The sequence below is a fragment of the Brevundimonas sp. genome, assembly GCF_036399195.1.
Taxonomy (GTDB): Bacteria; Pseudomonadota; Alphaproteobacteria; order Caulobacterales; family Caulobacteraceae; genus Brevundimonas.
Genome location: NZ_DASWNO010000092.1, coordinates 1 through 11990, shown reverse-complemented (window position 1 = coordinate 11990; position 11990 = coordinate 1). Strand labels below are relative to the sequence as shown.

Here is an 11990-nt window from a genome sequence, read left to right as displayed (position 1 = left end):
CAGCGGCTCTCGTCGGGATTGCCGGCGTCGAGGGGTCTCCAGGTCACCAGGTCGCCGTCGACCCGGCACTGGGCCCGGCGGCGTCCGCCATCGACCGGGGCCCGCCATGAGGCGTTGACGATGCGTCCGTCCAGCCCGTCGATCTGGATGTCCGCTTCCGCCTGGCCATGAATGGCCGCCAGCCCCGCCTGGCAGACCTGCCGCAGTTGCTCGGCGGTCAACACGGCCGGCACGCTCGGTTCCGCGTCAGACGCCGGGTTGGCCGCCGAGACGGTCTCCGCCGGCGTCGGCGCAGCCTTGTCCGCACCCTCGCCACAGGCGGCGACGGTGAGAGCGGCTCCGAACATGACAGCGGCTGTGCGCATGCCTACTCCGCCGCGATCGCGTGGCCGGCGAAATTCGCGCGGCGACTGCGGTAGGAGGCGATGCGCTCCTCGATCTCATGACGGAAATGCCGGATCAGCCCCTGCACGGGCCAGGCCGCAGCATCCCCGAGGGCGCAGATGGTGTGGCCCTCGATCTGGGTCGAAACGTCCAGCAGCAGATCGATCTCGGACGGATCGGCTTCGCCGATCGCCATCCGCTCCAGCACCCGCCACATCCAGCCGGTGCCCTCGCGGCACGGCGTGCACTGGCCGCAGCTCTCGTGCTTGTAGAAATAGCTGATGCGGGCGATGGCGCGGACCAGATCGGTCGAGTTGTCCATGACGATCACCGCCGCCGTGCCGAGGCCCGAGCGCATGTCGCGCAGGCTGTCGAAGTCCATCAGCGCCGTTTCGGACATCTCGCGCGTGATCAGCGGCACCGACGAGCCGCCCGGGATCACAGCCTTCAGATTGTCCCAGCCGCCGCGCACGCCGCCGCAGTGCTCTTCCAGCAGCTGTTTCAGCGGAATCGACATCGCCTCTTCGACATTGCACGGCCGGTTCACATGGCCGCTGATTGTCATCAGCTTGGTGCCGGTGTTGTTCGGCCGGCCGAAGCCCGCGAACCACTCGGCCCCGCGTCGCAGAATGGTGCCGACGACCGCGATCGACTCGACGTTGTTCACCGTGGTCGGGCAGCCGTACAGGCCCGCGCCGGCCGGGAACGGCGGCTTCAGGCGCGGCTGGCCCTTCTTGCCCTCGAGGCTCTCCAGCAGCGCGGTTTCCTCGCCGCAGATGTAGGCGCCCGCGCCGTGGTGGATGTAGACGTCGAAGTCCCAACCGTGGACGTTGTTCTTGCCGATCAGCTTGGCTTCGTAGGCCTGCTTGACCGCGGCCTCCATGCGCTCGCGTTCCAGCACGTATTCGCCGCGCAGGTAGATGTAGCAGGCGTGCGCCTGCATGGCGAAGCTGGCGATCAGGCAGCCCTCGATCAGCAGCTGCGGATCGTGCCGCATGATCTCGCGGTCCTTGGCGGTGCCCGGCTCCGACTCGTCGGCGTTGACGACCAGATAGTGCGGCCGGTCCTTCACCTCTTTCGGCATGAAGGACCACTTCAGGCCGGTCGAGAAGCCGGCTCCGCCGCGGCCGCGCAGGCCCGAATTCTTCACGTTGGCGATGATCCAGTCACGCCCGAGGTCGAGCATGTCCTTGGTCGCGTTCCACGCGCCACGGTTCTTCGCCCCCTCCAGACCCCAGTCCTGGAGTCCGTACAGGTTGGTGAAGATGCGATCCTTGTCTTCCAGGATTCCGACCATGGTCAGTTCAGGTCTCCGCGCCGGTTCCCGGCGTTGCTGAGATTGTTGCGGCCCCAGACAAACAGGCCAAGGCCGCCCAGCGCCAGCAGCCCGCCGACGACCGCCAGCACCGTATAGTCCTCGTCGCCGAGCATCCCGCTCAGCGCCGCCGCGGCCAGTCCGACGCCGATGACCATGTCGGCCAGTCCGGCCCACACCATCACGCGCCAGTCGATCGGCTTCTTCGAAGCTGCCATCACCCAAGCTCGCGCATGCGGCGGCGGACATAGCGCGTGCGCAGAAAGATGGCGACCAGCATCAGCACCCAGCCCGCCACCAGGGCCGCATAGCCGCCCCACTGCACCGTCGGTCCGGCGGCGCCGACATAGCCCGAGCTCCAGACCGCGACCGCGCCCGCGAGCACGAGCGCGAACCCGGCCAGCCGCTGCGACCGTCCGATCGCGCGGACTTCGGTCCGGTAGCGAGCCAGTTCGGCGTCGTTCTGGAGGGCCGGTTCAGTCATGCGGACACGGGAGCCGGATCGGAGTTCGGCAGCTTCTTGATCTTCTTCGCCGCCGAGCCGTCGTACAGCTTCGGATCGGTCAGGGTCAGGGCGCCGCCCTCGGGCTCGGAACTGGCGCGGCCGGCGCGGCTGCCCGGCTTCGGCGCCTTGCCGGCGGCGAAGTCGTCGATGATCTGGCCCATGGTCTCGGCCGTCAGGTCTTCGAAATAGTAGTCGTTGATCTGGGCCATCGGCGCATTGGCGCAGGCCCCCAGGCATTCGACTTCCTGCCAGGTGAAGCGGCCGTCCGCGCTCAGCACGTCCTTGGGTCCGATCCGGTCCTTGCAAACCTTCATCAGATCGCCGGCGCCGCGCAGCATGCAGGGCGTGGTGCCGCACACCTGGATCAGGGCGCTGGTCCCGACCGGAGTCAGCATGAACATGGTGTAGAAGGTCGCGACCTCCAGCACCCGTATGTAGGCCATGCCCAGCAGGTCGGCGATGGCGCGGATGGCGGGCTCCGAGACCCAGCCTTCCTGCTTCTGAACCAGCCACAGGATCGGGATCACCGCCGACTGGCGGCGGTCGGCCGGATATTTGGCGATCCACCAGTCGGCCTTCTGCTTCGTCGCCTTCGAGAAGGCGAACGAGGCGGGCTGTTCCTTGGCGAGACGACGAACGCTCATCAGACTTCCATTTCCGTGGCGACCAGTCCGTCGCCCAGCATCTTCTTGCGCAGCGTCAGGATGCGGTGCTGGCCCTGCCGGGTCAGCAGCACATTGTGCTGATAGGTTTCGCCGCTCATGTCGGTGGCCGAATAGGCCACGACGGTCCAGCCCTGCCGGACCAGATCGCTCAGGGGCCGGTCGCTCATCGGGCCCTCCCCATCCAGCGACCGAGGCGCTCGCTCCAGACCGCGCGCCCGGCCGCGCGCAGATCGCGCGACAGCCACGAAAGCGGCGGCAGGAAGCGCACGGCCATCTGGCCGGCGAAGATCGCCCCGCTCATCCACACCAGCGAGCGCAGGTTGGCCTCCCAGAACCCCCTGCCCTCTTCCAGATAGCCGAGCCGGTACGCCCCGCGCACCAGCGTCACCCCGGCGATCCCCGGGGCCGCCACGACCGCGTTGGCGAGCGCGAACTTCAGCCCGCCCATGACCGCGCGCCGCCGGGGCGAGAACACGACCTGCAGGCCCACGGCGAACGTGAGCAGCGCGGCGAACCAGATCGCCTGCGTGGTGGTGAACACCGGATCGACGGCGAACGCGCTCACCGGTCCACTTCCCCGAACACGATGTCCAGCGAGCCGAGGATGGCGGAAACGTCAGCCAGCATGTGGCCACGGTTCATCCAGTCCATGGCCTGCAGGTGCTTGAAGCCGGGCGCGGCGATCTTGCAGCGGTACGGCTTGTTGGTGCCGTCCGACACCAGATAGACCCCGAACTCGCCTTTGGGCGCCTCGACGGCGGCGTAGACCTCGCCCTCCGGCGTGCGGAAGCCTTCGGTGTAGAGCTTGAAGTGGTGGATCAAGGCTTCCATCGAGCGCTTCATCTCGCCGCGGCGCGGGGGGACGACCTTGTTGTCGTCGACCAGCACCGGGTCGCCGGGGCAGTTGCGGAGCTTGTGGATGCACTGCTCCATGATGCGCACCGACTGCTTCATCTCCTCGATGCGGCACAGGTAGCGGTCCCAGCAGTCGCCGTTCTTGCCGACGACGATGTCGAATTCCAGATCGTCGTAGCATTCGTAGGGCTGGGCCCGCCGCAGGTCCCACGCGACATTGGAGCCGCGCAGCATCACGCCCGTGAAGCCCCACGCCAGCGCCTGCTCCTTGGTCACGACGCCGATGTCGACGTTGCGCTGCTTGAAGATGCGGTTCTCTGTGACGAGCGACTCGATGTCCTTCAGCGCCGCCGGGAACTCCGCGCACCAGCGGCCGATGTCGTCGACGAGGTCGCTGGGCAGGTCCTGACGGACGCCGCCCGGCCGGAAATAGTTGGCGTGCAGGCGCGACCCGGAGGCGCGCTCGTAGAACACCATCAGCTTCTCGCGTTCCTCGAAGCCCCACAGCGGGGGCGTCAGGGCGCCGACGTCCATGGCCTGTGTCGTCACGTTCAGCAGGTGCGACAGGATCCGGCTGATCTCGAGGAACAGAACGCGGATCAGCTGCGCCCGGTAAGGCACCTCCAGCGCCATCATCCGCTCGATCGCGAGGCAGAAGGCGTGCTCCTGGCTCATCGGCGCGACGTAGTCGAGCCGGTCGAAATACGGGATGTTCTGGAGGTAGGTCCGGTGCTCCATCAGCTTCTCGGTGCCGCGGTGCAGCAGGCCGATGTGCGGATCGACACGGGTTACCAGCTCGCCGTCCAGCTCCAGCACCAGACGCAGCACGCCATGGGCGGCCGGGTGCTGGGGGCCGAAGTTGATGGTGAACTTGCGGTCGTCCATCTCCCGCGCATGCGCGGTGCGGCCGTCGTGCGGCTCGTCGAAGATGTCCGTGGCGCCGATGGGAGCCGGAATGCTCGAACCCTCGGCCATCAGCCCTTCACCTTCTCGTCGCCCGGCAGAACCGGCAGCGGATAGTCGGCGCCTTCCCACGGGGACAGGAAGTCGAAATGCCGGAACTCCTGCGTCAGCTTGACGGGCTCATAGACGACCCGCTTCTGCTCGTCGTCGTAACGGACCTCGGTGTAGCCCGTCATCGGGAAGTCCTTGCGCAGCGGATGTCCCTGAAAGCCGTAGTCGGTCAGCAGGCGGCGCAGGTCGGGGTGCCCTTCGAACAGCATGCCGTACATGTCGAACGCCTCGCGCTCGAACCAGTCGGCGTTGGGATAGACCCCCATGACGCTCGGGACCGGCTTGATCTCGTCGGTCGAGACCTTGACCCGCACCCGCACGTTCTTCGTCATGGACAGCAGGTGGTAGACCACCTCGAACCGCTCTTCGCGGTCCGGGAAGTCCACGCCGCAGAGGTCGACCAGCTGCTGGAACTCGAACCTGTCGCGCAGCGCCGTCAGGACCTCGACGATCCGCTCGCGCTCGGCGATCAGCGTCAGCTCGCCGAACGCCACCTGAGCCTGCACGCCCAGCGCCCCGACCATCTCGGTCCCCAGGGGCGTCAGGGCGGTCTCCACCGCCTGTTGCTTGACGAGAGAGGTCATCGCTCGATGGTCCCCGTCCGCCGGATCTTCTTCTGCAGCTGCAGCAGCCCGTACAGCAGCGCCTCCGCCGTCGGCGGGCACCCCGGCACATAGGCGTCGACCGGAACGATACGGTCACAGCCGCGCACGACGCTGTAGCTGTAGTGATAATATCCGCCGCCGTTGGCGCAGCTGCCCATCGACAGCACATACCGCGGGTCAGGCATCTGGTCGTAAACCTTGCGCAGCGCCGGAGCCATCTTGTTGGTCAGGGTCCCGGCGACGATCATCAGGTCGGATTGGCGCGGGCTGGCGCGCGGGGCCATGCCGAACCGCTCCATGTCGTAGCGTGGCATCGAGGCCTGCATCATCTCGACGGCGCAACAGGCCAGGCCGAACGTCATCCACATCAGCGAGCCGGTGCGCGCCCAGTTGATCACGTCGTCCAGCGAGGTGGTGATGAAGCCGCGCTCTCCCAGCTCGGCGTTCACCTGCTCGAAGAACTTGTCATGGATGGCGGGATCGTAGCCCTCGACCATCGTTCGACCGCCCTGCCCGAAGGCGAGCGGCGACGACGGGCCGGTCGCAACGGGCGAAGCGCCCTGGTTGCCCGCGCCGATCAGCGGAAAGGTGTTGTCGGTCGTCACTCCCATTCGAGCGCGCCCTTCTTCCATTCGTAGATGAACCCGACCGTCAGCACGCCTAGGAAGATCATCATCGACCAGAAGGCGAACACCATCCCGCTGCGCGACAGATCGAACATCGACACCGCCCATGGGAACAGGAAGGCCACTTCGAGGTCGAAGATGATGAACAGGATCGAGACCAGATAGAAGCGCACGTCGAACTTCATCCGGGCGTCGTCGAAGGCGTTGAAGCCGCACTCGTAGGCCGACAGCTTCTCGGAGTCCGGGTTCTTCGGCGCGAGCACCCAGGCCGCCAGCATGAAGCCGACGCCGAGGACCGTCGCGATCCCGAGGAAGATCACGATCGGCAGGTATTCGAGAAGGAATGCATTCATCCGCGGGGACCTTGGTCCGCGCTCGGGGAAGGCGCGGATTCGGCGCTTTCTAGACCCGGAACCGCGCCCGTTCAAACCCATGCGACGAAACGTTTTTCTTGAGAATGGTTCGCAGGGCGGAGGTCTGTTCAACCCCCTTCCAAACGCTGCGGCGAAGAGCGGGAAAAACTGGCGACGAGCCGGGTTTCGTCGCTTGACAGTACGAGGCCCCGCCGCCTAAACGACGCCCCTCGCCGCGACGCATCGCGTTTCGGCCGGGAAATGCGGGTGTAGCTCAGTTGGTTAGAGTGCCGGCCTGTCACGCCGGAGGTCGCGGGTTCGAGTCCCGTCACTCGCGCCACTTCCGATGAAGTGGCGCACCGCCTTTCCCTATTTCGTTCAATCAGACAGACGATGCGGGCTTCGGCCCCGCGCCTAGTCGTGGCCGGTCATGCCCTTCGACGGGTCGTCGCTCGGCGTGCCCGGATCGGTGTCGCGATTAACGCCGCGATTGCGCAGCTTGGCCCAAGCCAAGGCGAGACCGAGAAGAACCGGGCCGCCGATGATGACGAAGCCCCAGGGGATTGCGTTGTCAGGATCCATTTGGCCCTCCTTTCGGCCGGAGAACCGGCTGACCCGAAGAATGTTCCGACGCGGTCAGAGGGCCGGGGCCGTCAGGGCCGTCCGGCCATCAGCACATTCTGGACCTGTCGGCCGAGCGGGTCGCGCGATCGCCAGGTCTCGCCGATGCGGGCGTCGACCATGGCCGTGCAGAAGCGCGGCACCATCATGAACGGCCGCATCTGGGTGAGGCACACACGCTCGCCCTTGATCGACCAACGCGCCGACACACGCCGCCCGTCCGAGAACTCCGCCCGGTAGCTGCCGTCGGGATTGAACCAGTGCTTGACCCAGCCGCCGTCGGGATATCGCGAGACCACGGTGTTGCCGAACGCCGACTCCATGTCCGCCTGCGCGGGGGCGGCCGACAGGCAGACGACCGCGAGGGTCGCGACGCCAAGCGCACGCAGCATGCTGTTCCTCATCCCAACCCGTCCCGGCATGGACTATCGACCAACAATCCGGGGATGCAAACCCGGTTCCCCGAGGGGCACGAATAGTTGACTCTGGCGTGGGGGCTTCTATATGCGGCCCACGTTCGGAACAGGACTGGCGAATTCGCGCCGCCCGCACGCCCAAGACCGGGCGGTTCCGCGACATCGCACGACGGCCCGATGCGCGGGGCGTCCTTCTTCCAGTTCCAAGGACTCATGACCGAATTCTCCCAGCTGGGCCTCTCGCCCACGACCCTCAAGGCCGTCGCCGACACCGGCTACACCACCGCCACCCCCATTCAGGCCTCGGCCATTCCGGTGGCGCTCGCTGGACGGGACGTTCTCGGCATCGCCCAGACCGGCACGGGCAAGACCGCCGCCTTCACCCTGCCGATGATCGATCGTCTCAGCTCGGGCCGCGCTCGGGCGCGCATGCCGCGGGCTCTGGTGCTGGCGCCGACGCGGGAATTGGCCGACCAGGTCGCCTCATCATTCGAGAAATACGCCAAGGGCACCAAGCTGACCTGGGCGCTGCTGATCGGCGGCGTGTCCATGGGCGATCAGGTGACGCTGCTGAACAAGGGCGTCGACGTGCTGATCGCCACGCCCGGTCGGCTGCTCGACTTGTTCGAGCGCGGCAAGATGCTGCTGACGGGCGTTGAGATCATGGTCGTCGACGAAGCCGACCGCATGCTCGACATGGGTTTCATCCCCGACATCGAGCGCATCTTCAAACTGACGCCGCCGCGCCGCCAGACCCTGTTCTTCTCGGCCACCATGCCGCCCGAGATCACCCGGCTGACGACCCAGTTCCTCAAGGACCCGACCCGGCTGGAGGCCTCGCGCCCGGCCATGACGGCTGAGACTATCACCCAGTACCTGGTGCGAATTCCGTCCAGCGATCCCAAGGCCAAGCGCGCCGCCCTGCGCGCCCTGATCGGCCGCGCCGACGTGAAGAACGGCATCGTCTTCTGCAATCGCAAGTCGGAAGTCGATGTGGTCGCCAAATCGCTGAAGCAGCATGGCTTCGACGCGGCGCCGATTCACGGCGACCTCGACCAGAGCCTGCGGACGAAGACGCTGGCGGCCTTCCGCTCGGGCGAGCTGAAGCTGCTGGTGGCCTCGGATGTGGCGGCGCGCGGGCTCGACATCCCGGACGTCAGCCACGTGTTCAACTACGACGTCTCGCACCACGCCGACGACTATGTGCACCGGATCGGGCGCACGGGCCGGGCAGGCAAGCTGGGCCAAACCTTCATGATCGTGACGCCGGGCGACGACCGGGCGCTCGACAAGGTTCTGAAGCTGATCAAGATGGACCCGCAGGAATTGGTGCTCGACAGCGCCGATCTGGCTCCGGGCCGGGAGCAGCCGCGACGCGACACCGGCCGCAACGAGGCGAGCCGCACCGAGATGGGCCGATCCGAAGCGGCCCCGGCGCGCGGTCGCAGGCGCGGACCCCGCGAGGACAGGCCCGCGGTCGAAGAGACGCCGACCATCACCGAGGCCCCGGCGGCCGAAGTGGTCGAGGCCGCCACGCCGCCCGCCACGGTCGCGCCGGCCGCCGAAGAAGCGGCTCCCCGCCGTTCGCGCAGCCGCCGTTCGCGGTCCGGTGCGACGCCGGTCGCGGCGGCCGCCGTGCCGGAGACTGCCCCCGCCCCGGTCGAAGCCGCTCCAGCCGCGCCCGTGACCGAACGTCCCGTTCAGGAAACCCATCTGCGACAGTCGGATCGGAAAGGCCAACAGGCCGCCGCCGACCCCTCGCGATCCAACGGCCGACCGTTCGGAGAGAACGACATACCGGCCTTCCTCAAGCGACCGGCGCCGGTCCGCAACTGAGCGTCCGACAACCTGTGGGACGATTTACCCGGTGTTACGGAACCGCGGGTTAGGTTTGCCGCTCGGGATCGGTCGTTCGGACCGAATCCTCGGAACGCGCGCATGACGGCCAGACTTCAGACCACCCTTCGAGGCCCCGAGGCCTATGCCCTGGCGAGAACCGTTCTCGACCAGATGGAAGCCGTGGGCGTCTGGCCGACCCCTCTCAACTTCGAACTCTGGGTCCACGCGGCCGGAGAGCCCGAGGGTCTGCTGGCCAAGGAAATCCAGCGGCTCGTCGCCACGTCGGAACCGTTCAGCGAGGCTACGGCCGAGATGCTGGCGGCGGAGTTTCTGCCGCGCGGCCGCCTGACCGAGGAAATCCGGGATGCGGGCCGCGTTCTGGACCGCGAACTCTCCAGCGTCTCCCACGCCATCGCCAAGGCCCACGAAACCCAGACCGCCTATGGCCAGACCCTCGATCAGGCGGCCACGAGCATGCAGGCCGTGGAGGACGACCACGGCTTCCAGACCATAGTGTCTGGCCTTAGCTCGGCCACCCGCCATGTTCGGGCCGAGAATGAGACACTGGAGAAGAAGCTCGAAGTCTCTACGCGGGAGGTGCTGCGCCTGCGTGAGCACCTCGAACTGGTCCGCCGCGAAGCGATGACGGACGCCTTGACCAATCTGGCCAACCGGAAAGCCTTCGACGAACAACTGGCCCGCGCCTGCGAAACGGCCCAGTCCGACGGCCGCGCACTCACGCTCGCCGTACTCGACATCGACCACTTCAAACGGTTCAACGACACCTGGGGCCATCAGACTGGCGATCAGGTGCTTCGCTATGTCGGCAGCGTCCTCGGCCGTTTGGCGTCGCACCCGCGCTTCGCCGCCCGCTACGGCGGCGAAGAGTTCGCCGTCATCTTCCCGCATGAGAGCGTCGGCTTGGTGGAGAGCGCGCTTGAAGCCATGCGGTCCGAAATCGCTTCCCGGGCCCTCCGGCGCAGGTCGACCAACGACGATCTGGGAGCGGTGACGCTGTCCGCCGGCTTCGCCGTCCGACGCCCCGACGAAACCGCCGCCGACCTGCTCGAGCGGGCCGATGAAGCGCTTTACGCCGCCAAGCGGGCCGGCCGGAACCGCACCGCCTGCGCGGAGCGTCTGACCAAGGCGGCCTGAACCCTTCCGTTCGGCTCGTTTCCCGCCATAGTCAGCCCATGCGAAGCTTTGCTTTTAACGTCGCCTATTGGGTGCTCTCAATCGTCTACGCATCGGCGGCCGCCTTCGCCGCCTTGGCGCCCGGTCGCGGCGCCACCAGCTGGATCATCCGCCGCTATGTGAAGCGCATGGTCCAGGCCATGCGCCTGCTGGCGGGTATCCGCATCCAGGTGCGGGGCAGGGAACGGCTGCCGGGCGGAGCCTTCATCATCGCGTCCAAGCACCAGAGCTGGGGCGACGGCTTCGCCACCTATGACCAGTTTGACGACCTCGCCTTCGTCACCGGCGACCACCTTGAGAAATTCCCGCTGCTCGGCACGGTGCTGCGCAAGCTCGGGGCCATCGTCGTCAACAACTGCGGCGGCCGCGAAGCCCGCGAGGCGCTGAAGCACCGGTCCGCGGACGCCCACGCCGCGGGGCGCAAGATCCTGATCTACCCGGAAGGCAATCTGGCGAAGGTCGGCGAGAAGTTCCGCTATCGCTCGGGCGTCTGGCACATGTACCGCGATTTCGACATGCCGGTCGTGCCGCTCGCGACCAATCTCGGCCTGTTCTGGCCGCAGGAGGCGTTCCACAAGAACCCCGGCACGGCGACGCTGGAGTTCCTCGATCCCATCCCGACCGGGCTCGGCAAGGAGGAGTTCCTGACGCGCCTCGAGACCGCCGTCGAAGGCCGCACGGCGGCGCTGGTCGCCGAGGCCACTGGGCTACCCGTCAGACCCGCCCTGCTCGTGCTGGCGCCGGACGAGGTCGCGAAGGCGGCGAAGCGGCAGGTCGCTACGGCTTCGGCTTGACCCTGCGCGGCTTCTTCGCCGCCGCCTTCCTCAAGGCAGCGTCGATCGACTGCCGGGCCCAGTCCACGGCTTCGGCCGGGGCGTCCAGGGCGCTCTCCGGCAAGGACCAGTATGCCATTGTCATCTCCTTCCCGTCCTTCGTCGGGTAGGTGAACTGCCGGGCGCCGGCCGTCTGCAGGGCCGGAGAGTTGACCTCGTCCGCCTTCAGCCAGACGACGCCGTCGTCCAGCAGGGCGAAGATCAGGCCATGGGCATAGACCGCTCCGCCGCCGAACATCCGCTTGATCTCGATCAGGCCCAGAGCGGCGAAATGCTCACGGACCCATTCGCCGAAGTCAGGATCGTAGGCCATCAGGCCGCCGGGATGACCGCGCCGTCGTATTTGGCGGCGATGAAGTCCTTGACCGCCTGGCTGCGCAGCATGGCGGCCAGCGCGGCGACGCGCGGATCGGCGCGATTGTCAGGACGCGCCACCAGATAGTTCACATAGGGGCTGTCGGCGCCCTCCAGCACAAGCGCGTCGGTCTTCGGCTTGAGCCCCGCGTCGAGCGCGTAGTTGGTGTTGATCACCGCCATGTCGACCTGATCGAGAACGCGCGGCAGGGTCGCCGACTCCAGCTCGCGGAAGCGCAGGCCGCGCGGGTTGTCGGCGATGTCGCGCAAGCTCTGCAGCGGATTGGCCGGCTCCTTCAGGCGGATCAGGCCCGCCGACTGCAGCAGGATCAGCGACCGGCCGATCGACGAGGCGTCGTTGGGCACCGCGACTTCGGCCCCGTTCGGCAGCTGCTCCAGCGAACGGAAGCG

Annotated in this window: 18 protein-coding genes and 1 tRNA gene; 4 read left to right on the top strand and 15 right to left on the bottom strand. The window is 67.3% G+C overall.

Features of this window, described 5'->3' with window-relative positions:
* The 11 genes from VGB60_RS04475 to VGB60_RS04425 all read right to left on the bottom strand — a co-directional run.
* A partial coding sequence (locus VGB60_RS04475) for a hypothetical protein (protein WP_331037073.1) occupies positions 1 to 365 on the bottom strand: 365 nt, incomplete at its 3' end.
* A gap of 2 nt (positions 366 to 367) precedes the next feature.
* Positions 368 to 1681 (bottom strand): NADH-quinone oxidoreductase subunit NuoF, encoded by a 1314-nt coding sequence (gene nuoF, locus VGB60_RS04470; protein WP_331037072.1) that lies wholly within the window; start codon positions 1679 to 1681, stop codon positions 368 to 370.
* Positions 1682 to 1683: 2 nt separating this feature from the next.
* A complete protein-coding gene (locus VGB60_RS04465; RefSeq protein WP_331037071.1) occupies positions 1684 to 1917 on the bottom strand; it encodes a hypothetical protein in 234 nt (77 codons plus the stop codon).
* Complete coding sequence (locus tag VGB60_RS04460) at positions 1917 to 2183, bottom strand: hypothetical protein (protein WP_331037070.1); 267 nt, start codon at positions 2181 to 2183, stop codon at positions 1917 to 1919. The genes VGB60_RS04465 and VGB60_RS04460 overlap by 1 nt, the downstream gene beginning before the upstream one ends.
* Complete coding sequence (gene nuoE, locus VGB60_RS04455) at positions 2180 to 2848, bottom strand: NADH-quinone oxidoreductase subunit NuoE (protein ID WP_331037069.1); 669 nt, start codon at positions 2846 to 2848, stop codon at positions 2180 to 2182. Before nuoE ends, VGB60_RS04460 begins: the two co-directional genes overlap by 4 nt.
* Complete coding sequence (locus VGB60_RS04450; RefSeq protein WP_331037068.1) at positions 2848 to 3036, bottom strand: hypothetical protein; 189 nt, start codon at positions 3034 to 3036, stop codon at positions 2848 to 2850. Before VGB60_RS04450 ends, nuoE begins: the two co-directional genes overlap by 1 nt.
* On the bottom strand, positions 3033 to 3434 hold the full coding sequence (locus VGB60_RS04445) for a hypothetical protein (RefSeq protein WP_331037067.1): 402 nt from the start codon (positions 3432 to 3434) through the stop codon (positions 3033 to 3035). Before VGB60_RS04445 ends, VGB60_RS04450 begins: the two co-directional genes overlap by 4 nt.
* Positions 3431 to 4699: an NADH-quinone oxidoreductase subunit D gene (locus VGB60_RS04440; protein WP_331037066.1), complete on the bottom strand. Its 1269-nt coding sequence runs from the start codon at positions 4697 to 4699 to the stop codon at positions 3431 to 3433. The genes VGB60_RS04445 and VGB60_RS04440 overlap by 4 nt, the downstream gene beginning before the upstream one ends.
* A complete protein-coding gene (locus VGB60_RS04435; protein ID WP_331037065.1) occupies positions 4699 to 5322 on the bottom strand; it encodes an NADH-quinone oxidoreductase subunit C in 624 nt (207 codons plus the stop codon). Before VGB60_RS04435 ends, VGB60_RS04440 begins: the two co-directional genes overlap by 1 nt.
* Positions 5319 to 5975 carry a NuoB/complex I 20 kDa subunit family protein gene (locus tag VGB60_RS04430; protein ID WP_414644463.1) on the bottom strand — a complete coding sequence of 219 codons (657 nt, stop codon included), beginning with the start codon at positions 5973 to 5975 and terminating at the stop codon, positions 5319 to 5321. The genes VGB60_RS04435 and VGB60_RS04430 overlap by 4 nt, the downstream gene beginning before the upstream one ends.
* Positions 5945 to 6322: an NADH-quinone oxidoreductase subunit A gene (locus VGB60_RS04425; RefSeq protein WP_331037064.1), complete on the bottom strand. Its 378-nt coding sequence runs from the start codon at positions 6320 to 6322 to the stop codon at positions 5945 to 5947. The genes VGB60_RS04430 and VGB60_RS04425 overlap by 31 nt, the downstream gene beginning before the upstream one ends.
* Positions 6323 to 6585: 263 nt before the next feature.
* Here VGB60_RS04425 and VGB60_RS04420 point away from each other — a divergent pair.
* Positions 6586 to 6662 (top strand) — tRNA-Asp (locus tag VGB60_RS04420).
* A 74-nt stretch (positions 6663 to 6736) separates the two neighbouring features.
* On the opposite strand, the gene VGB60_RS04415 is transcribed toward VGB60_RS04420, so the two are convergent.
* Both VGB60_RS04415 and VGB60_RS04410 read right to left on the bottom strand, forming a co-directional pair.
* Positions 6737 to 6904: a hypothetical protein gene (locus VGB60_RS04415; protein ID WP_331037063.1), complete on the bottom strand. Its 168-nt coding sequence runs from the start codon at positions 6902 to 6904 to the stop codon at positions 6737 to 6739.
* Positions 6905 to 6975: 71 nt separating this feature from the next.
* Entirely contained in the window at positions 6976 to 7335 is a 360-nt protein-coding gene (locus VGB60_RS04410; RefSeq protein WP_331037062.1) for a hypothetical protein, read from the bottom strand.
* 237 nt (positions 7336 to 7572) lie between these two features.
* Here VGB60_RS04410 and VGB60_RS04405 point away from each other — a divergent pair, with 237 nt between their 5' ends.
* The 3 genes from VGB60_RS04405 to VGB60_RS04395 all read left to right on the top strand — a co-directional run bounded on the left by VGB60_RS04405 (position 7573) and on the right by VGB60_RS04395 (position 11186).
* Positions 7573 to 9195 (top strand): DEAD/DEAH box helicase, encoded by a 1623-nt coding sequence (locus tag VGB60_RS04405; protein WP_331037061.1) that lies wholly within the window; start codon positions 7573 to 7575, stop codon positions 9193 to 9195.
* A 102-nt stretch (positions 9196 to 9297) separates the two neighbouring features.
* A complete protein-coding gene (locus VGB60_RS04400) occupies positions 9298 to 10353 on the top strand; it encodes a GGDEF domain-containing protein (RefSeq protein WP_331037060.1) in 1056 nt (351 codons plus the stop codon).
* A 38-nt stretch (positions 10354 to 10391) separates the two neighbouring features.
* Positions 10392 to 11186 (top strand): lysophospholipid acyltransferase family protein, encoded by a 795-nt coding sequence (locus VGB60_RS04395; RefSeq protein ID WP_331037059.1) that lies wholly within the window; start codon positions 10392 to 10394, stop codon positions 11184 to 11186.
* On the opposite strand, the gene VGB60_RS04390 is transcribed toward VGB60_RS04395, so the two are convergent.
* Together VGB60_RS04390 and VGB60_RS04385 are read right to left on the bottom strand one after the other, a co-directional pair.
* A complete protein-coding gene (locus VGB60_RS04390) occupies positions 11170 to 11538 on the bottom strand; it encodes a TfoX/Sxy family protein (protein WP_331037058.1) in 369 nt (122 codons plus the stop codon). The genes VGB60_RS04395 and VGB60_RS04390 overlap by 17 nt on opposite strands.
* On the bottom strand, positions 11538 to 11990 hold a 453-nt coding region (locus tag VGB60_RS04385), incomplete at its 5' end, for a MetQ/NlpA family ABC transporter substrate-binding protein (protein WP_331037057.1). The genes VGB60_RS04390 and VGB60_RS04385, both read right to left, overlap by 1 nt.